This is a genomic window from Mesorhizobium sp. ES1-6, from assembly GCF_020164775.1.
Lineage (GTDB): Bacteria > Pseudomonadota > Alphaproteobacteria > Rhizobiales > Rhizobiaceae > Mesorhizobium.
Genome location: NZ_JAIUGU010000018.1, coordinates 20,613 through 40,540, shown reverse-complemented (window position 1 = coordinate 40,540; position 19,928 = coordinate 20,613). Strand labels below are relative to the sequence as shown.

The 19,928-nt window shown below is 65.1% G+C and carries 16 protein-coding genes and 1 pseudogene; 8 read left to right on the top strand and 9 right to left on the bottom strand.

What is annotated here, in order from left to right; all coding sequences use genetic code 11:
* Positions 1-38: 38 nt before the first annotated feature.
* Both LB564_RS29665 and LB564_RS29660 read right to left on the bottom strand, forming a co-directional pair.
* On the bottom strand, positions 39-3,839 hold the full coding sequence (locus tag LB564_RS29665; protein WP_224542637.1) for a caspase domain-containing protein: 3,801 nt from the start codon (positions 3,837-3,839) through the stop codon (positions 39-41).
* 116 nt (positions 3,840-3,955) lie between these two features.
* On the bottom strand, positions 3,956-4,312 hold the full coding sequence (locus tag LB564_RS29660; protein ID WP_140709885.1) for an ArsR/SmtB family transcription factor: 357 nt from the start codon (positions 4,310-4,312) through the stop codon (positions 3,956-3,958).
* 195 nt (positions 4,313-4,507) lie between these two features.
* Here LB564_RS29660 and LB564_RS29655 point away from each other — a divergent pair, with 195 nt between their 5' ends.
* Positions 4,508-5,686, top strand: coding sequence for an MFS transporter (locus LB564_RS29655; protein ID WP_224542636.1), 1,179 nt, complete (start codon positions 4,508-4,510; stop codon positions 5,684-5,686).
* A 47-nt stretch (positions 5,687-5,733) separates the two neighbouring features.
* Here LB564_RS29655 and LB564_RS29650 read toward each other — a convergent pair whose 3' ends face one another.
* Positions 5,734-6,198, bottom strand: coding sequence for a MarR family winged helix-turn-helix transcriptional regulator (locus LB564_RS29650; protein WP_224542635.1), 465 nt, complete (start codon positions 6,196-6,198; stop codon positions 5,734-5,736).
* Positions 6,199-6,381: 183 nt separating this feature from the next.
* Between LB564_RS29650 and LB564_RS29645 the strand changes: the two genes are divergently transcribed.
* Positions 6,382-7,176 (top strand): SDR family NAD(P)-dependent oxidoreductase, encoded by a 795-nt coding sequence (locus LB564_RS29645; protein ID WP_224542634.1) that lies wholly within the window; start codon positions 6,382-6,384, stop codon positions 7,174-7,176.
* Positions 7,177-7,601: 425 nt separating this feature from the next.
* Here the strand turns inward: LB564_RS29645 and LB564_RS29640 are convergent.
* A pseudogene (locus LB564_RS29640) lies at positions 7,602-8,202 on the bottom strand (LysE family translocator).
* Between the two features lie 91 nt (positions 8,203-8,293).
* Here LB564_RS29640 and LB564_RS29635 point away from each other — a divergent pair.
* Positions 8,294-9,163 carry a LysR family transcriptional regulator gene (locus LB564_RS29635; protein ID WP_224542633.1) on the top strand — a complete coding sequence of 290 codons (870 nt, stop codon included), beginning with the start codon at positions 8,294-8,296 and terminating at the stop codon, positions 9,161-9,163.
* A 239-nt stretch (positions 9,164-9,402) separates the two neighbouring features.
* Here LB564_RS29635 and LB564_RS29630 read toward each other — a convergent pair whose 3' ends face one another.
* The 3 genes from LB564_RS29630 to LB564_RS29620 all read right to left on the bottom strand — a co-directional run bounded on the left by LB564_RS29630 (position 9,403) and on the right by LB564_RS29620 (position 12,429).
* Positions 9,403-10,053: a dihydrofolate reductase family protein gene (locus LB564_RS29630; protein ID WP_224542632.1), complete on the bottom strand. Its 651-nt coding sequence runs from the start codon at positions 10,051-10,053 to the stop codon at positions 9,403-9,405.
* 114 nt (positions 10,054-10,167) lie between these two features.
* Positions 10,168-11,010 carry a protein-L-isoaspartate O-methyltransferase family protein gene (locus LB564_RS29625; RefSeq protein ID WP_224542631.1) on the bottom strand — a complete coding sequence of 281 codons (843 nt, stop codon included), beginning with the start codon at positions 11,008-11,010 and terminating at the stop codon, positions 10,168-10,170.
* A 54-nt stretch (positions 11,011-11,064) separates the two neighbouring features.
* A complete protein-coding gene (locus LB564_RS29620) occupies positions 11,065-12,429 on the bottom strand; it encodes an Nramp family divalent metal transporter (protein WP_224542630.1) in 1,365 nt (454 codons plus the stop codon).
* 220 nt (positions 12,430-12,649) lie between these two features.
* Between LB564_RS29620 and mntR the strand changes: the two genes are divergently transcribed.
* The gene (gene mntR, locus LB564_RS29615) at positions 12,650-13,099 is read left to right on the top strand and encodes a manganese-binding transcriptional regulator MntR (RefSeq protein WP_140709903.1); all 450 of its coding nucleotides are present in this window, start codon (positions 12,650-12,652) and stop codon (positions 13,097-13,099) included.
* A 104-nt stretch (positions 13,100-13,203) separates the two neighbouring features.
* On the top strand, positions 13,204-13,392 hold the full coding sequence (locus tag LB564_RS29610; RefSeq protein WP_224542629.1) for a hypothetical protein: 189 nt from the start codon (positions 13,204-13,206) through the stop codon (positions 13,390-13,392).
* Positions 13,393-13,399: 7 nt separating this feature from the next.
* Here the strand turns inward: LB564_RS29610 and LB564_RS29605 are convergent, their stop codons facing one another.
* Both LB564_RS29605 and LB564_RS29600 read right to left on the bottom strand, forming a co-directional pair.
* The gene (locus tag LB564_RS29605; RefSeq protein ID WP_224542628.1) at positions 13,400-14,290 is read right to left on the bottom strand and encodes a polysaccharide deacetylase family protein; all 891 of its coding nucleotides are present in this window, start codon (positions 14,288-14,290) and stop codon (positions 13,400-13,402) included.
* Positions 14,291-14,382: 92 nt separating this feature from the next.
* A complete protein-coding gene (locus tag LB564_RS29600; RefSeq protein WP_224542627.1) occupies positions 14,383-16,467 on the bottom strand; it encodes a hypothetical protein in 2,085 nt (694 codons plus the stop codon).
* Between the two features lie 189 nt (positions 16,468-16,656).
* On the opposite strand from LB564_RS29600, the gene LB564_RS29595 reads away from it, so the two are divergent.
* From LB564_RS29595 to LB564_RS29585, 3 genes are all read left to right on the top strand, one after another.
* Entirely contained in the window at positions 16,657-17,583 is a 927-nt protein-coding gene (locus tag LB564_RS29595; RefSeq protein ID WP_140709912.1) for a neutral zinc metallopeptidase, read from the top strand.
* A gap of 154 nt (positions 17,584-17,737) precedes the next feature.
* Positions 17,738-19,003 carry a TCR/Tet family MFS transporter gene (locus LB564_RS29590; RefSeq protein WP_224542626.1) on the top strand — a complete coding sequence of 422 codons (1,266 nt, stop codon included), beginning with the start codon at positions 17,738-17,740 and terminating at the stop codon, positions 19,001-19,003.
* A complete protein-coding gene (locus LB564_RS29585; protein WP_224542625.1) occupies positions 19,000-19,920 on the top strand; it encodes an aldo/keto reductase family oxidoreductase in 921 nt (306 codons plus the stop codon). Before LB564_RS29590 ends, LB564_RS29585 begins: the two co-directional genes overlap by 4 nt.
* The last annotated feature ends 8 nt before the right edge of the window (positions 19,921-19,928 follow it).

Sequence of the window (19,928 nt, the reverse complement as noted above, 5' to 3'; positions counted from 1 at the left end):
ACTGGAGAGCGTCAAGGTCCGCTTCGGCTTCGCCGCGATCAGTTCAACCTGGCGAGTTCATTGTCGGCATCACTGAGGGCGGACGCGTAATAATTGTCGTACTGGCTGTAGCCGGCCGCCCGGTACATGTCCCATACGGACTGGATTGCCTCCTTGCCGAGCAGGATCGCCTCGCGCGACCGGGTGAGGGAGCCCAGGCCGACAAGCGCCAGTCCCAGATTGGTTTGGGTCTGCGCCCAATATTGCGGGTATTGTTCGCGGGTACGGATCTCGAGCGCGGCGCGGTAGGCGACGATGGCGTCCCTGGCGAATTGCGGGTCCATGGTTGTGCCCGCAAGCTTGATTAGCGTGGAGCCCAGTTCGTTCTGGGTGTCGGACCAGTCGGTGGGCGTCGTCTCGCGCGTGTATTGCAGCAGCGCTTGCCGGTAGATGGCGACCGCGTCCTGCATCCATGCCACGCCATTGTCGACAGCGCCGAAACCGGCCATTGCCAATCCCAGCTTGGTCTCGGCTCGCGCAAGGTCGACCTGCGTCGCCGCCCCTGGTTTCGGCGCCTTTTCGCGAATGTATTCCTGCAGCGCCTGGCGAAGAGTAGTGACGGCGTCCTGCAACCGCGCCAACCCCAGATTCGGCTGGCCGGCGGACGCCAGCACGTCGCCCAGGATCACCAGCGTGTTGCCCAGATTGGCCTGCGTCTGCGCCCAGTCGAGCGGACCGTTCAATCTGGTGCGGACTTCGAGCGCCGCGCGATAGGCGGCAATGGCGGCCTCAAGCTTTGCCGAATCGCCTTGCTGCTGGCCGAGATAGCGCAGCGCGGTGCCAAGATTGTTTTGCGTGGCGGCCCAGTCGAGCGGCGCCTTTTCGCGGGTGTATTGCGTAAGCGCCGCATTGAAAGCAGCGACAGCATCCTGCAGCCGCCCCGGTTCGCCCCGGGAAAGCCCGATGGTGATCAGGACCGCCCCCAGATTGCTTTGCGCGGCGGCCCATTCGTTCGGCGTACGCTGACTGTCATATTCGAGCAGCGCGGATTGGAAGGCCGATTCGGCGGCCTCCAATTGCCGGGCGCCTTCGTCGAATTGGCCGGTTCGCGGCAACGCCGTCCCCAGGATTCTCGACGCCGTGCCAATGTCGATCTGGATCGCTGCCCAGTCTAGCGGCGCCCGTGCGCGGGTCGTTTCCTCGAGTGCCGCGTTGTAGGCGGCGACGGCTTGCCCAAGCAATGCCGTATCGCCCTGGCGTTCTCCCAGCCATGCCAGCGCATGCCCCAGATTGCCCTGCGCGCTGGCCCAAAGCAGCGGCATGCGTTCGCGGGTGGCTTCCTCCAGCGCCGCGCGGAAGGTGGCAATGGCTTCCTTGATCTGGTCGGCGTCGCCGCGGCGTTTGCCGATATCCGACAGCACGACGGCGAGATTGATCTCGACCGTCGCCCAATCGAGCGGCGTATGTTCGCGGGTCAACGTGCCGAGGGCGGCACGATAGGCCGTCAGGGCCTGTTCCAGCATCGCCGTGCCGGCCGCCTCGGCGTTCGGTTGTTCCTGATCAAGGTAACGGAAGGCGTTTCCAAGACCGGCCTGCGTGGTCGCCCAATCGATCGGCGCTCGATCGGCGCTGTATTCCTCGAGTGCGGCGCGATAGGCCGCGACTGCCGCCCGCAGTTGGTTCGCATCGCGCTTGCGGTGCCCCAGTTCCGTCCAGGCGAGGGCGAGACTCATCTGCGTCTTGGCCCATTCGAGCGGCACGCGGTCGCGGGTGCGCTCTTCAAGCGCCGCGAGCAGGACGGCGGCCGATTCTTCCAGGTGCGCTGTCCCGGTCTCGCGCTCACCGAGTGCGTAGAGCGTGATGCCAAGATTGGTTTGCACCTGCGCCCAATAAAGCGGCGCCCGATCGCGGGTCAGCTCTTCGCCGGCCGCCCGAAAAGCGGCGGCGGCCTGCTCCAGATGGTCCGTGCCCGCCTCGCGCTCGCCGAATTCCGCAAGCGCATTGCCAAGATTGGTCTGCGTCATGGCCCAGTCAAGCGGGGCAGTCTCGCGGGTCCGCACTTCCAGCGCGGCGCGGAAAGCCGTGACCGCCTCCTGCAAGGTCGCGGTGCCGGTTTCGAGTTCGCCCAGATTCGACAGTGTCGCGCCAAGATTGTTCTGGGCAAGAGCCCAGTCTTGGGAACTCTGTTCGCGTGGAAGTCCCTCCAGCGCCGTCCGGTAGGCGGCGACGGCTAGCCGCAATTGCCCCGCATCGCCTTTTCGCTTGCCCAACGTCTGGTAAGCATTGCCGAGATTGAGCCGCGCCTTGGCCAGGCTGCCCTGGTCCTTGAGACGGCTTGCGATGCCGACGAGATCCTTGCCGGCGGAAATCGCACCGAGAAGCGCATCGTTGTCGCCCTTGTACCGGCCATGATCCGTGAGCGAGAGCACCTCGCCGCCCTTGTACTGCAGGGCCAGCGTGTCGTCCCAGCGCTCGACCTGACCGAATGCCTGTTCATAGTCGCTGGCGGCCTCGAGATAGTCGGAGTTGAGGCCATAGGCCTGGGCGCTTCTGGCATACACGTCGGCGGCTTCCATACGCCGCTGCTTGAGATTGGCTTCTGTTTCATCGAGGGTCGAGACCAGCATCTTCAGCCGGGATTTGGCACGTTCGTTCAGCGAAATGGCCGTGGACAGCGCGCCCTCGCCGATGGCGGCCTGCGACAGGCCAGACAGCCGCACGATCTCCGGATCGGCGCTCCGCAGCGCCGCGCGCTCCGCCATGATGCTCTTCAGCCGGTCGGCCTGGTCGCGCAGCAGCTTGTCGAGTTCGGCCGGATCCTTCGGCGTGCCGGCGCCCAGCGTCTTCAGCATGCCGTAGAGCGCGTCCATCGGCACGCCACGATCGGCGGCCGTCGTTTCCACCTGCTTGCGGTCGGCGTCGGGCAGGGCGGCGATGGTGAGCAGAAGCTGGCGGCGCTCCTTGAGGATGTCGCCGTCGTCGCCGGTCGGCTCAGTCGGCGCCTTGCCGAAATAGAGCAGGCGGCGCAGGCTTTCGTTGATCCATGGCCGCTGGCGGCCATTGGTCTTGAGATAGACCTCTTGGGCCACCATGCGCATGACGGTGCCGAATTCCTCGCCGCTCATGGCCGAAAGATGCTTGGTCAGGGCCGCCGCATAGGGGCTGTCGCCGCCGGGGCTTCCATCGAGCGCGGCGTGACCGGGCTCGGCGGCGAAGGCAATCACCGTGCCGACGCTCGGAGCCGCGGCGGCATCCGACGGCGGCTTGAGAGGCGTCGCGCCACGGGCCTCGCTCAATCCGGCGGGGCCGATTGGAGCGGGCTGAACGCCGGGCGCCGGGCGGACGAGCGAACCGGGCGGAAACGGGCTGTCGCGGCAGGCATCCAGCATGACGATGGTCAGCGGCACGCTCGCCTGCAATTTGGCGATGAGCGCCGACACCGGCACCAGACGTTCGCGGGCCGCGTCGAGTGCGGAAAAGTCGGCATCGACCGGCACCAGGTAATTCTCACCGCCGGCTTCGATGCCATGGCCGGAATAATAGAGGATGGCGACATCGGCATCCCTGGCGTCCTCGGCGAAGCGGTCGAGGTCGCGGGCAAGGCGCCTCGCATCGCGGTCGGTGCTGATCTCTGTATCGAAGCCGAGGCTGTCGAGCATCGTCTCGACGGAGCGGGCATCGTTTTGCGGATTGGGCAATCGCGCAAGATGCTCATAGGCGCTGTTGCCGATGACCAGCGCCACGCCGCGCAGCTGTGCGGCAGCGTCGGCGGCCGAGGCCACGGCAAGCCAGAAGCCGCAGGCCAGGACGGCAGCGAGACACGGATGAAGCCAAGATCGATCGGAAAGCCGCCACGTCATTCCGCAATTCCCAAACCCTGGCGAATTGTTTTCCCGGATTTGGGCAGCATAAGGGCGTTGTGTGACGGAACAAGGTGCCTTCGGCGCCGCAAAAGGCGCCGAGGCCGGAAATTGCGTCAGGCAGGCACTTCCAGATCGTGGCCGCCGACGGCCGGCAATGCGGGATCGTCCACCGCGGCGGCGATGACACTGTCGAGCAGGCCGGGGAAGCGGGCGTCAAGATCGGCGCGGCGCAGCGTGATCATGCGGTTGGTGCCGACCACTTCGGCGCGGGTGACGCCGGCCTCGCGCAGTTTGGCCAGGTGGTAGCTGAGATTGGTCTTGGAGCCGAGGTCGAGGAAGCGGCTGCAGTTCAGCGGCACGCCTTCCTTGCTGGCGAGATAGCGCACGATGGCGAGCCGCGTCGGGTCGCCGAGCACGCCGAGCACGATGGGCAGGCTGATCTGGTCCATATTGGGGTGAGGGAGCGTCATGGCAGGAACCTAAGCACAGTTCGGGCCGATTTCAACGCGTCGATCCTGCTCGGCCCATGCACACTGTTTCTCCTTCTCGTGACCGTCCTGACACAGGGCTGTCAGCATGGTTCAGCTATTTTGCCCTGGCTTCATTGACATCATGGCCTGTTATGTCCAATTGTTCAATAACCTTTGAACTAAGGACGCATTCCCATGGACAAGAGAATCTTCTGGCTGGCGCTCGGATCGTTCGCGATCTCGACCGAAGGCTTCGTCATCTCCAGCCTTCTGCCCGACATCGCCAGGGATGCCGGCATCTCCGTGCCGCTCGCCGGTTCGCTGATCACCGCCTTCGCGCTCGCCTATGCGATCGGCACGCCCATCCTGGCGACGCTGACCGGCGAATGGGACCGGCGCCGCGTCATCCTGTGGACGCTGGTGTTCTTCGTCATCGGCAATGTCGTCGCGGCCCTGAGTTCCTCCTTCGAGGTGCTGCTCGCCGCGCGCATCATCATGGCGCTGTCGTCGGGCCTGTTCGCCGCCACCGCGCAAGGCACGGCGGTGGCGCTGGTCGATGACCATCACCGGGCCCGCGCCATCGCCGTCGTCGTCGGCGGCACCACGGTGGCCGTCGCGGTCGGGGCGCCGCTTGGCGCGCTTGTCGCGGCCATCGCCGGCTGGCGCGGCACCTTCTACGCCATTGCCGGCCTTGGCGCGCTGTCCGGCGCCATCCTGTGGTACCGGCTGCCGCGCGGCATCATCGGCACGAAGCTGCCCTTGAAGCGCCGGCTTGCGGCGGCCATGCGCCCCGGCGTGATGCCGATCCTGGTGACGACGGCGGTTGCCCTCATCGGCGCGTTCACCGTGTTCAGCTTCATCGCGCCGCTGGCCATCGAAGGCGCCGGGCTGTCGCCGATCGCGCTGCCGGGCATGCTGCTCGCCTTCGGCGCCGGCGCCGTCATCGGCAACATTGCCGGCGGCCAGGCCGCCGACCGTTTCGGCGCGACGCGCACCGTCGGATGGTCGCTGGCGCTCTCCGCCGCCATGCTCGTCACCTTCTCGCTGATCCCGGCGTTCCTGCCGCATGATCTCGCCGGACCGGCGCTGATGGGCATGATGGTGCCGTGGGGCATCGTCGGCTGGGCTTTCCCGCCGGCGCAGGCGAGCCGCATCATCAAGCTCGCGCCGGACGCGGCCCCGATCGTGCTGTCGCTCAACGCCTCGGCGCTCTATCTCGGCGTGGCGCTGGGCGCGGTGGTCGGCGGCGCGGTGCTGCGCTACGGCGCGCCGGCCGATCTCGGCCTGATTGCAGCGGCCTTCCCGGTCATCGGGCTCGGCATCGTTCTGGCGGGGCGGATGTTTGCCCGGCCCGTCGCCATGCCGGCGGAATAAGAACGGCTCCGAGGCTCATACCCCTGTTTGCTTACGCGGCCGCTTCTTCAACCGGAAGAAGCGGCCGCGGGCAGTTCCAGGTTCAACGCAGCCACTTCATCGAGCGTGGCGCGCAGCTTCGCGGCCTGCTCCGCGCCGATCATGGCCTCGAATTGCCGCTGGGCGACGCTCCACAGCTTGATCGCCTCGTCAAGCTTGGCCTGGCCTGATGGCGTCAGCCGCACGCGCTTGACGCGGCGATCGTCCTTGTCGGGGAAGGTTTCGACATAGCCGTCGCGGACCAGCGGCTTCAGCGTGTGGCCGAGCGCCGAGAGATCCATGATCAGCGCCTCGGCAATGGCCCCCATCGCCGGCTCGCTGCCGACACTGATCTGGAATAGCAGGCCAAATTGCGTGCCCTTCAATCCGGAAGGCGCCAGCGCTTCGTCGTAGAAGCGGCCGAGCCGACGCGCGGTGCGCCGCAAGGTGGCATTGTTGCACTGGCTGAATCCAGGCTGCTGAAGGTCGGTCATGTCAACTCCTCGCCGGCGAGGAATGCGCCAGCCTGCCGCAGAAATAGTTTTCGCCGCTGCCGTTGACAAGATAGTGGCATATACCTATTTGGCCAAAAGTGGCATATGCCACTAATTGAATGACAACTTCCGCTGCCAGCGTGTCCGCCGGAGGCGAAGACAACGAACACAAGGAACGTGACAATGAGCAGAAATGACAACAAGGGCACGGCAGTCGTCACCGGCGCCTCCTCGGGCATCGGCGCCGTCTATGCGGACCGGCTGGCGGGGCAGGGCTATGATCTGGTGCTGGTGGCGCGGCGCGCCGACCGGCTCGAGAAATTGGCCGAGAAATTGCGCCATGCCTACAGCCGCAAGGTCAGCGTGATCGCGGCCGACCTGTCAGACGACGACGATGTGCGCCGCGTCGAAAAGGCGATATCGGCCGACGATAGCGTGACGCTGCTGGTCAACAATGCCGGCCTTGGCGGACAGGTGGTGGTGGCAACGGCCGACGCGGATGCCGCCGAGCGCATGATCAAGGTCAATGTCGTGGCGCTGACCCGGCTGACGCGTGCCGTGCTGCCGGGATTGCTGGCGCGCAACCATGGCGGGATCGTCAACATCGCCTCGGTACTGGCTTTCGACACCTCGTTCGGCGGCATCTACAGCGGCACCAAGGCCTATGTCGTCAACTTCACCGAAGCGCTGCATCGCGAGGTCGCGGGCACCGGGGTGAAGGTGCAGGTGGTGCTGCCCGGCGCGACCCGGACCGACTTCTGGGAGCTTTCCGGTGGCGATATCGATACACTTCCGAAGGAGATCATCATGACCGCCGACGATATGGTCGATGCCGCTCTTGTCGGCCTGGCGCGAGGCGAAGCCGTCACCGTGCCGGCGCTTGCCGACACGGGAAAGCTGGACACGTTCCTCGGCGCCCGGCAGGCCTTCTATGGCAGCCTGCACGCCGACAAGCCGGCGGCGCGCTACGCGGCCTGAGGCCACCTCTGGCGCCGCTCTGGCGCTATGCTACGCGCACATCTTCCGTGACCGGCGTGGCTGATCGGCCTGAGGCTTGATTGCCAAGTGGTTCCCCCAATCCGTCGCTGCTTCGCAGCGCCACCTTTCCCCCTCCGGAGGGAAAGGAAGGGGCGTTGCTGGACGAGCGTTGATGGCAAGAAGCCTGGCGCCTTTCCTCTACCCCGTCGATCGCGGGGTCCGAAGGACGGGCGAGACCCGTGGCTCGCCCCGGCAAGGTGGCTCGGCGAAGCCGAGACGGAGTGGGGTCGACCAGCGCAGCATTAGACAATGCATGCACCAAGCTGCCATGCACGCTATCGCCAAAGATCAGCTGCCTAGAAATGTGTGCGTACCGTAGCGCTGTAGCGGCGGCAAGAAACCCTGGTTCTGCAACGCCGACGCTTCTAATGCGTCCGCCACATCGGGATGATCGAGGCGGCGAGCACCAGCGCCAGCACGATGTTGAGCGCGCGCCATTGCCATTCGGTCTTGAGCAGCCGTGCCAGCACCATGCCGGCCACGCACCAGATGGACAATGAGATGGCGGCGGCGAGGCCGAAGGTCGAGCCGAGAAGCAAGGCGAGTTGTCCAGGGCCGTCGGCGAGGGCGGCGAAGGAAGCCGCCGCGCCAAGGCCCATCGCCCAGCCTTTCGGGTTCATCCACTGGATGCCGGCGCCGCCGAAGAAGCTGTTCGGCCTGGCCATCGTTACATCGAGATTGGGCGGCCCGGGCGCGGCCGATCTTGATCGCCAGCCAGAGGAGGTAGAGCGAGCCAGCGATCTTCATGGCAAGCTGCAGCGACGGCATGGCAAGCAGGAGACCCGCGAGCCCGGCGGCGGCAGCCCCTGTCACGGTCGCGAGGCCGGCGGCGCTGCCAATCATCAGCGGCAGCGACCTTCGGAAGCCGAACCGCGCGCCCGACGCGGTGGACAGGGTGGTGGCGATGCCCGGCGTGGCGGTGGCCACGAAGGCAAACAGGATCAGCGGAAGGATGGGTTCGATCATGGGGCGTCCTTTGAGGCTCCATGGTAGACGCCAGCTTGCATCAGTAAATGCAATGTTTGCGATGGTCTGCATTAGCAGATATAATGCTGATATGATCCGCAATCTCGATACGGCGCTGGTTCGTACTTTCGTCACCGTCGCCGACAAGGCCAGTATGACGGCGGCCGCCAACGCGCTGCACCTGACCCAGGGCGCGGTCAGCCAGCAGGTCAGGCGGCTGGAGGAGACGCTCGGCTGCAGCCTGTTCGAGCGCGACCGGCGCGGTCTGCGCCTGACGCGTTCCGGTGAGCGTCTGTTCGACAAGGCAAGGCGCCTGCTCAGCCTCAATGACGAGATCTGGACCGAGATGGCGGGAAACGCGGTGGCCGGACAGGTGCGGCTCGGCGTGCCCTATGACCTTGTCGGCACCTTGCTGGCGCCCGTCCTGAAAGCCTATGCCGAAGCCTGTCCGCGGGTCGAGATATCGCTGCTCTGCGCCTCCTCGCCGGAATTGGCGGCGGCACTGGCGGCGGGAACCATCGACCTCGCGGTGATCGAGGAGCGTGTCGGTCCGACATCGGGCGAGTGCCTTGCCATCGACCGGCTGGTCTGGGTCGGCGCAAGGGGCGGGGCGGCCCGGGCCAAGCGGCCATTGCCGGTCTCGATCGTCGCCGACACCTGCGCCTTCCGGCCGGTGGTGTTGGCCGCGCTCAACGCGCATGGGTTGGAATGGCGCAGCGTGTTCGAGAACGGCAACATCGATGCCACGACGGCGACAGTGCGCTCGGATCTCGCCGTCACCACATGGCTCGCTTCCACCGTGCCCTCGGATCTCGACATCTTGCCACCCGATCTTGGCCTGCCGCCGCTGCCGAATTTCGCCATCAACCTGCATCTGCCGAGGCATGGCGTGAGTACGGCGGCGCAGGAGTTCGCGCGGCATATCCGTGAGGGGCTGGCAAGGCGGGCGCAGGCGGCCTGAGCAAGCAGAACTTGGTTCCTCTCCCCCGTCGATCGGGGGAGAGGTGTCGAGCGAAGCTCGACGGAGTGGGGGTCGATCTTTTTCCCGCCAGATTATCGCTGGTCTCAGTCTTCTTGCCGCCTTTTCTGCCTGTCTTACGGCGGTGCGTTTGGCGAATGGCTTCCCCCACTCCGTCGCTGCTTCGCAGCGCCACCTCTCCCCCCTCCGGAGGGAGAGGAAAGGTGCCAAGACCGGGTCTGCTATTTCCAGTTCCTACGCCGCTCGAGTTCGGCCTCGGATGGCTCGCCCGTGACAAAGGAGCCGACCTCGATTTCGCCCGCGCGCTCATAGGTCGCCATGATGACGCCGGTGCTGGATGTCTGCGACTTGACAAGCTTGAAGGCAGCCGGCATCGCGGCATCGTCGAACAGCCGCTTGCCCTTGCCCAGCAACAGCGGGAAGATCATCAGCCGGATCTCGTCGATCAGCCCGTTGGCGAGCAAGGTCTGGATCAGATTGCCAGATCCCTGGATGAGCAGGTCGGGTCCGTCCTCCTGCTTGAGGCGATGCAAGGCCGCGACGATATCAGGCCCAAGCGAGTGCGTGTTCTGCCAGGTGAGCGTGTCAGGCCGATGCGTCGCCACATATTTGGTCGCGGGGTTGAACGCATCGGCGATCGGATCTTTCTGATAAGGCCAGTACGCGGCGAAGATGTCGTAGGTTCTGCGTCCGAGCAGCAAGGCGAATGGTTTGGAGAATAGTTCTTCCATTGCCGCGCCTCCGACCTCGTCAAAGTAGTGGAAGGTCCAGCCGCCGAATTCGAAGCCGCCGACCGGGTCTTCTTCCGGCCCGCCCGGCGCCTGCATGACGCCATCGAGGCTGACGAAGGTCGCGGCGATGATCTTTCTCATTCTACTCTCCCTTTGCACCGTCCATGCCATCGCGGCTGGAACATGGTCCAAGGACGGCCGTCCCGCGACGATTCCGACAGGGTCGCAAATTTGAGCGAGCCCGGCTATCGCGCGTCAGCTGCCGGTTTTGGCGTCAAGAGCTTCCGAGGAGAACCAGACGTCGCCGAAGATCGCGGTGGCGGTGCGGTCCGGCGCCTTGTCGCTCGTCAGCCAGATCGAGCGGCTGCGCGTGGCCTGCTCGCGTGTCGGGATCTTCGCTGCAAGATCTGCAAGCGAGGCGCCGAAGCATGGGATGAACCAGGCACGCATGAACGGATCGCAGGCAAAGCCCTTTTCGGTGCGGGTCACCAGCATCGCCAGCGGGACGCGCTCGGCCGGGCGCCAAGGGAAGATCATGCGGCTGCCCGGCCGCAATGCTTTCAGCCAGCCCGCAGGAGGCGCCACGACGCCGGCGTTGACATAGACGATGTCGGATGGCGGCAGGGACGTGGTCACGGCATCGCCATGGACGACGGTCGTATTGCGGTAGGCTTCGAGATTTTCGCGCGCCAGATCGGCGAGGTTCTTGTCCAGCTCGAAAGCGGTGACGCTGCCGCCCGGCGAGACGAGTTTAGAGAGCAAAGCGGTGTAGTAGCCGGTGCCGGCGCCGATATGAGTAACGGTTTCACCCGGCCTGGGTGCCAGCTTGCCGATCCACATGGCATGCAGGAAGGGCTCGCCATTGTTGATGCCCTTGTCGGCATCGAGCGCCACCAGCACATTCTGGCAGATATGGGCCGGATCGGCGCTTGGTGTCATAAGCCTGACGTTGCCGGCGATGACCGTCCATGGCCCGGGACCGAGGAAGGCTTCGCGCGGCACGCTGGCGAACACCTCTTCCAGGCGCGGGTCCAACGAGTCGGCGTTGGCCGCCATCAGCCGCGCGTAGAATGTCCTGATGTCTTCGATGTTGCTCATGGCATCGGCAAAGGTAGCACGATCCGGCGATTTGTCCCGGGATTAACCGGAACTTCAACCAACCCCGAACATGGTGTCGTAGAGCAGCTTGAAATTGAGCACCAGGATGATGGCCGCGACCACCCAGGCCAATGCCGCGACGCCGCGCGGGATGGCGAGATTGCCCATCTTCTTCTTGTCGGAGACGAACTGCACCAGCGGGATTACGGCGAAAGGCAGCTGCATGGACAGCACCACCTGGCTGAAGACCAGCAGTTGGCCGGTGCCCTTCTCGCCATAGAGGGCAGTGACGACCACCACCGGGATGATGGCGAGACCACGCGTCAAAAGGCGCCGAGCCCAGTTGGGGATGCGCAGGCGCAGAAAACCTTCCATGATAATCTGGCCGGCGAGCGTTGCCGTCACCGTCGAATTCAGGCCTGACGCCAGCAGTGCCACGGCGAACAGGATCGAGGCGATGCCGAGACCCAGCAGCGGCGACAGGAGCTTGAAGGCCTGGTCGATCTCGGCGACATCCTGGTGGCCGGTTTCGTGGAAAGCGACGGCCGCGACGATCAGGATGGCGGCGTTGACGAACAGCGCCAGCATCAGGGCGATGGTCGAGTCCGTCGTCGCCCATTTGATGGCATCGCGTTTTCCGGCCTCCGTGCGCTCATAGGCGCGGGTCTGCACGATCGAGGAATGCAGGTAGAGATTGTGCGGCATGACCGTGGCGCCGATGATGCCGATGGCGATGTAGAGCATCGCCGGATTGGTGACGATTTCGGAGGACGGCACGAACATCGCATGCAGGATCGTGCCGGCCGGCGGGGCGGCAACGAAGATCTGGATGGCAAAGCAGCTGAAGATGATGATCAAAAGCGCGATGACGAAGGCTTCGAGGTAGCGGAACCCCTTGTTCATCAACAGCAGCACGAGGAAAGCGTCGAGCGCGGTCAGCATGGCGCCGCCGATGAGCGGAATGCCGAACAGGAGCTGCAGCGCGATCGCGGTGCCGATCACCTCGGCGAGGTCGCAGGCGATGATGGCGAGTTCGCAGGCGATCCACAGCACGAAATTGACCGGACGCGGATAATAGGCGCGGCAGGCCTGGGCGAGATCGCGGCCGGTGGCGATGCCAAGGCGGGCGGCCAGCGCCTGCAGCAGGATCGCCATCAGGTTGGACAGCATGATGATGAATAAAAGCGTGTAGCCGAACTGGGCGCCGCCAGCGAGGTCGGTGGCCCAATTGCCCGGGTCCATATAGCCGACCGAGACCATGTAGCCGGGGCCCATGAAGGCGAACAGGCGCCGGAACCAGACGCCCGAACTCGGCACCGCGATGGTGGAATTGACCTCGCGCAGGCTGGGCTGGTCGTCCTCTTCCTTCCTGGCGAACCGCCATGAGGATCGAGGGGCTGTGGCTTCGGCTTCTGACATGGAAAGGCTTTCCGGGACTTCGCGAGATATCCATAAGCTATGCCATGGCTCAACATTATGCAATAGGCTATATTTCATTGTCGGTGCTTTTCACCGGCACCGGAAGCTTGCAACCGGAGACGCCGGTTGCGCCTCTCGCGGAATGCAAATAAACGGCCTGAAGAATCAGAGCCCGTGCTATAAAAGCAGCGACGGCCAAACTCCCGAGGAGGAGCGCGCATTGGCGCTGAAGAACAGACCGGTCCCGCGGGAACCGTTGCTCGATGCCGATGTCCATTCGGAAGGGTTCCGGCAGCAGCGCCAGGCGCGCCGCAGCGCGCTGGTCGAGGATTATGTCGAGTTGATCGCCGATCTGATCGAGGACGGCAACGAGGCGCGCCAGGTCGACATCGCCGCGCGGCTCGGCGTCGCACAGCCGACCGTGGCCAAGATGCTGACGCGTCTGTGCGCCGACGGGCTGGTGTCGCGAAAACCCTATCGCGGCGTGTTCCTGACCGAAGCCGGGCGCAAGGTCGCCGAGGAAAGCCGCATTCGCCACCAGACGGTGGAAGCCTTCCTGCGCTCGCTCGGCGTCAGCGCCGAGACGGCGCGCATCGACGCCGAAGGCATCGAGCACCATGTCAGCGCCGAGACGCTGGACGCGTTCCGCAAGGCGATGACGGCGCGTTGAGCGGCGGCTTGTCGGGGTCGCGAACCGTATTAGCCGCTGGAACCGCCACCGCTTATGCGCGTTGCTTCTCATCGCGCGCTTGTTGCGCGCCAAGGAGAGAAGCAATGGGCGTCGACCAGGCACCGACCGCGAAAGGCAAGCAGGCAGCCACAGGACTGAAGCAGGCGGCCGCCACGGATGAACGCAAGACCGAGGCCGAAATGGGCCATCCCCTGAAGAAGGGCGCCGACCGTTTCGAGGAACGCTCGAAAAGTTCCGACGGCAAGAGCGCCGGCGCCAAGCAGAAAGAGTAGGCGTCGCCTAGCGGCTATAGGCCAGGGCCGTCTGCTGGACAGTCGTCGCCGTGCCTGTCGTCAGGGATGACACCAGCAATTCGCGGCTGCGATGGCCTGGCACCAGCCGCACCACCTTGTAGCCCTTGGCTTTGAGGTCGGCTAAGAGTTGCGGCAGCATCTGGGCGGTGCGCGGGTGGATGTCGTGCATCAGGATGATGCCGGAGCCGCGCTGCTCGATGCGGGCCATGGTGCGCTTGCGCACCTGGTCCGGGCTCGACGGGAAGTAATCCTTGGAATCGATGTCGGCGTCGATGACGACGATGCCGCGCGCGGCGAGTTGTCGGCGCAACGTCGCCGTCGAGGCGAGATAGGGGAAGCGGAAGAACGGCGCGACGCCGTGCATGGACGGCACCAGCGCGGCCGAGACGCTTTTGATGCCGCCGTCGATCTGCGCCTGTGCGCCCGCGGCGCTCATATGCGTGAGATTGGCATGGCTCTGCGTATGGGTGCCGATCGTGTGGCCGTGCGCGGCGACCTCGCGCACCAGGGCAGGGTAGGAGCGAGCCATCTGGCCGACCATCATGAAGGTCGCCTTGACGCCGGCATTGTCGAGCACTTTCAGGATGTTTTGGGTGCGGCCGGGCATCGGGCCGTCATCGAAGGTCAGCACCACTTCGTGGTTGCGCAGTCTGAGATCGGCGATGCTGTTGATGGTAACGCTGCGGCCGGCGAGCCCGCCGAAGGAATGCGAGGAGAAGAAGCCACTGGTGTCGGCCTCCTTCGGCTCGGCCGCATAGGCAAGTTTGCCACCCTTGGCGTCGGTCGCGGGTTTCGTCGTCGAGCAGCCGGCAGCCAAAGCGCCCAGGGCGACAATACCCAGCAGCTGCGCCAGACGGCGCCCGGACACAAAAGCCATGGCGGAAGATCCCCTTGAATCGCCTACGCTTTTAGTCCTGGTATGGTTAATGAAGGCTTACTTCGAGGGCCGTTCTGCAAACCCTGGATGGCTCACTCACGGACATCCTGCACCCAGCTTCTGGGGTGGCCGTCGACGCGGAACTGGAAGATGAAATAGGGCGGGATGCAGGTGCCTTCGCCTGGCTTGGCCTGAGGCAGGTCGTCATAGCCGGCGGTGCAGATATAGTCCTCGCGGCAGGGATGCGCCTTGTCGCAGGCGCGCAGGCCGGCGGTCTTGGTGAATTCCCGGGTGCAGAATTTGTGGTCCTTGCCCGACGCGATGCAGTCGTTGAAGCCGGTCTTGGCGAGACGGCCGCAGCTCGCTTCGTCGGGAAGCTTGTCGCAGCTCGCCTTGCGCAGCATGCCGCCGGGAAAGCCGCCGGTCTTCTGCTCGGGATTGTCGTAGCGCTGGCGTGCCGCGCCATAGCCGGCGAGCTTGACCACCGGTTTCTTGTCGCGCGCCGGATCGATGGCGCAATCCTTGGCGGTGGCGGGTGACAGTCGGCAATATTTGTCGTTGCCCCAGGCCGACATCCTGATCTCGCCGAACTCGACGGGGTCGCCCACGGCTGTGCCTTTTTCGCTGACGCAGGTGCCGAAGCCGGGATGGATGGCGCTTTCATGCACGCCGGCGCAGCGCAGGCCGGCGCCGCAAGTCCAGTCCTTGAAGCTCTCATCCGTTCCGCGATAGCAGATCGAGCCCCAGCCATTGTAGAGGTCGGTGCCTTTCAGTGCCTCGGCGTATTTCTGGTCCGGACGGGCGGCGAAGCCCCTGGTGAAATCGGGATGGCCGTCGGCCGCGAACTCCTCGACGATGGCGCGGCGGCGTGGCAGGTCGGCGAAGAACACCGCCGAGCCCGGCACGAAGACGGCGTTGCGGCGCGGCTCGCTCGCCGGATCGGCGCCGGTGTAGTGGAAGCCGGCAACGCCATGCGTCTGATGGCAGCCGGTGCAGCTCATCTCATTGAGGCGCAGATTGAAGCCGGCGACGGACTTGATGGTGGCGAGCGTGTTGCCCCTGGCGACATAGTCCTTCAGTGCCTTGTCGATGTCGGTGTCGTCGATCAGCCCGTAGGCGATGTTGTTTTGCGAGCGGCTGAGGCCACCGGGCGCGACGGAGACGGCGCTCTTGGCCAGGAATTTTTCGTCGATCACCAGCCGGCCGTGGTCGAGATCGTAGATGTTTCGGTCGGTGAGCAGCCATTTGGCGAAGGCCTTGACGTCGGCCAGCACCGTTGGCCGATCGATCTGGTTTTCCATCCTCGCTTCGTAAAAGCTCGAAGTGGCCGGGTCCCATTTGAAGATCTTCAACAGATATTCGGCATGGCCGCCGAAGTCGCGCCGTGTCGAGGCCGACAGCCTGAGCACCTGCATGTTGAGTTCGAGCCGCATGATCTGCGAGGCATTGAGCATGGCACCCGACAGCGGGCCTTCATCGGAACGCAGCCAGGCGGCCAATTGCTCGGGCGGCAGGTCTTTTCTGCCGGCGGCGAGCCAGCGCCGGGCGATTTCGGCGCAGGAGGCGTCGGTGGCGCTGGGCAGGTCTTTCGAGCCGCGCGCCTCGGCCTTGCCGGGCCTGGCGTTGAACACCAGGCTCATGGTCAGCGGCAGGCGCGAGGAAATGCGCTGCGCAGTCTTCCCCCCGACTGGCTTGCCCTTGGCCGGCATCTCCTCGACCGAATAGTGGAAGCGGTAGATCAGCCGGATCTCGCCGCATTGAGTATGGCCGAGATAGCCGCGATCCATGCGGTTGACGACGCCTGTCAGGTCCAGCGTCGAGCCGTCGTCGTCGATGTATTTCGGATTGAATTTCTGGCTGGTGTCGTTGGATCTGGCCATGGCCGCGACATAGGGGTCGGGGCTGGTCTTCGGCTCGTCCGATATTTCGCGCTTGACGGTGTCGCGCACGCTGGCCAGCGCCGGTACCGAAAACAGGCCGCGATTGTCGACGTCGCGGGTCAGGCCAAGGGCGGGGCCGAGCAGGCGGCTGATCGACAGGCCACCGCGCTCCAGCGCCTGCAAGGTGGCGGGGTCGGTGACGGCGACGCTTGAATCGAGCGTCACCGCACCGGCGTTTGCCAACCCAAGCCACGGCAATGCGACCAGCAGCGACAGGAAACCCGCAATCGTCCTCAAGCCTCGCCCCCTCCATTGCCGCGATGCTACAGGCCTTGCGCGTTGCCGGCCAGTGCGGTGAACGCCCTGCCAGCACTGCCGCCCCCGTCGAAAAATGCTGTGACTTGGCGCAACCATTACGATAATTGTTTGTTGGATTGAGCCGGCCTGGCCGGAGCAATGGGGAAGTTTGGAGCGCGAGGAGTTGCCATGCTCTGGAGAGGTCGTCGTCAGAGTGACAATATCGAGGACGACCGCAGCGACGGCGGCGGCGGGATAGGCGGCGGTGGCGGCCAGTTCCGGCTCCCCATCGGCGGCCGTACCGGTGGCGGCGGCAGCATCTTCCTCGTCATCCTGGTGGTGCTGGCCGGCTGGTATTTCGGCTTCGATCCCTCGGCGATCCTGGGTGGTGGCGACGGCGGCCTGCTGCCGGGCGGCGGTGGCCAGATTACCGACAACAGCGGCGGCGGCCAGGATAGCGGCGCGGGTACACCCGCCAATGACGAGATGAAGCAGTTCGTGGCCACCGTTCTGGCCGAGACCGAAGACACCTGGACCGGCATCTTCAAGTCGCAGGGCCTGACTTACGAGGACCCCAAGCTGGTGCTGTTTTCCGGCCAGGTCCGCTCCGCCTGCGGCTTTGCTTCCGCCGCGGCCGGACCGTTCTATTGTCCGGGCGATCACAAGGTCTATCTCGACATGACCTTCTTCCAGCAGCTCGACCAGCAGTTCGGCGCTTCCGGCGAGTTCGCCCGTGCCTATGTCGTCGCGCATGAGGTCGGCCACCACGTGCAGAACCTCACCGGCATCATGGGCAAGTTCAACCAGATGCGGCAAGGCATGAGCGAGGCCGATGCCAACCAGCTGTCGGTGCGCATCGAGCTTCAGGCCGACTGCTTCGCCGGCGTGTGGGCGCACTACACCGCGCAGAAGGGCATATTGGAGCAGGGCGACTTTGAAAGCGCCCTGAACGCGGCCAAGCAGATCGGCGACGACACGCTGCAGAAGAAGATGCAGGGCTATGTCGTGCCGGAAAGCTTCAACCACGGAACCTCGCAGCAGCGGCAGACCTGGCTGACGCGCGGCTATAAGAGCGGCAAGCTGTCGGACTGCAACACGATGAGCGGGCCGATCTAAGCAGTCGTTTTCGGCGACATCCTGACGGAAAGTCGTCGTCAGGGGGTGTCAGGATCGAGGGTTCCTGACCGTTCCCGCATTGTTCCTTTTTGCGGGCTCGCCTATAAGGTGCGTCCGCCCGCGCCTTTGGGCGGCTGGAGGAATTTGACCCGTCATGATCGACCCCAAAACCGCCAAGCGGGGCCTTGCGCTGGTTTTCACCACGCTGCTGCTCGACATTATCGGCTTCGGCATGATCATGCCGGTGCTGCCGGCCTTTCTCAGGGAATTGACCGGCGTCGGCATCTCCGAAGCGGCGATCGAGGGCGGCTGGCTGTTCTTCGTCTATGCGGCCATGCAGTTCTTTTTCGCGCCCATCATGGGCGGCTTGAGCGACCGGTTCGGGCGGCGGCCGATCCTGCTCGCCTCGGTGCTGACCTTCTCCATCGACAACCTCATCTGCGCCATCGCCTGGTCCTATCCGATGCTGTTCATCGGGCGCGTGCTGGCCGGCATTTCGGGCGCCAGCTATTCGACGACGTCGGCCTTCATCGCCGACATTTCGAACGACGAGAACCGGGCGAAGAATTTCGGCCTGCTCGGCATCGCCTTCGGCGTCGGCTTCGTCATCGGGCCGGTGCTGGGCGGCCTGCTCGGCACGTTCGGGCCGCGCGTGCCGTTCTTCTTCGCCGCCGGGCTCGCCTTCGTGAATTTCCTGATCGCGATGTTCTTCCTGCCCGAAACGCTCGAAGAAAAGCACCGCCGCCGCTTCGAGTGGAAACGCGCCAATCCGGTCGGCACGCTCCTGCAGATGCGCCAGTATCAGGGCATTGGCTGGATCGGGCTCGTCTTCTTCCTGATGACGCTCGGCCACATGATGTATCCAGCGGTGTGGTCGTTCGTCTCCAACTACCGCTATGGCTGGAGCGAGCAGCAGATCGGCTTCTCGCTCGGCGCTTTCGGCCTGTGCGGCGCGATCATCATGGGCGCGGTGCTGCCGCGCGTCATTCCCAGGCTCGGCGAGTGGAGAACGGCGGTCATCGGTCTGACCTTCACGGCGGCCAGCGCCTTCGGCTACGCCTTCGCCTCGCAAGGCTGGATGGTCTATGCGGTGATCGTTGTCGGCTGCCTGGAGGCGCTGGCCGATCCGCCGCTCAGAAGCCTCGCCGCCGCCAAGGTGCCGCCCTCGGCCCAGGGTGAGCTGCAGGGGGCGATGACCTCGATCTTCTCGATCACCTCGATCATCACGCCGCTGCTCTATACCGCGATCTTTTCCTGGTTCACCGGACCCAGCGCGCCCGTCACCTTCGGCGGCGCCCCCTATCTGGTCGGCGCTTGCTTCCTGGTGCTGGCGGTCATCGTCTTCGTCACCAAGGTGGCGAGGCCGGCGGCGGTCACAAACGTCACCACCGACGTCGCTGAAGATGGAGCACAGGCATGAGCCATGACAGCCGCATCGCACTGACCAAGGACGGGCTGTCGCTGTCGCGCCTGGTCTTTGGCGCGTGGCGCCTGCTGGATGGTGGCGTGCGCCCGGACGCCGATCAGATCGCACGGCTGATCGGTACAGCCGTCGATCTCGGCCTGACCAGTTTCGACCATGCCGACATCTACGGGAATTACGAGGTGGAGGCGGCCTTCGGCGCCGGGCTGGCGCACTGGAAGGGAAAGCGTGACGAGATCGAGCTGATCTCCAAATGCGACATCATGCTGGCCTCGACCAACCGGCCGCGAAACCGGCTGAAGCATTATGACACCAGTGCCGCTCACATAACCGCCTCGGTCGACCGTTCGCTCGCCAATCTCGGCACCGACTATCTCGACCTGTTGCTGCTGCATCGGCCCGACCCGCTGATGGATGCCGATGAGACAGCGGCGGCCCTTGCCGGCTTGGTCCGGGCCGGAAAGGTGAGGGCGGTCGGCGTTTCCAATTTCACCCCCTCGCAGTTCGATCTGCTGGCGTCGCGGCTGCCGTTCCCCTTGGCCACCAACCAGATCGAGATGTCGGTGCTCAGGACATCGGCGCTGACCGATGGCAGCCTCGACCATGCGCAGCGCCTGTCCTATGCGCCGATGATCTGGTCGCCGCTCGGCGGCGGTTCGCTGTTCACCGGCAAGGAGCAGCGCGAGGCGCGCGTGCGCGCGGCGCTGGCGACTGTCGCGGCCGAGACCGGCGCCGGCGATCTCGCCACGGTTGCCATTGCCTGGCTACTGCGTCATCCAGCCCGGCTGGTGCCGGTGCTCGGTTCGATGAAGCCGGGACGTCTGGCTTCCATGGCCAAGGCGCTGAATATCGTGCTCGACCGCCAGCAATGGTTCACTATCCTGGAAGCCAGCGAAGGCCGGCCGGTGGCGTGAGGTTGGGG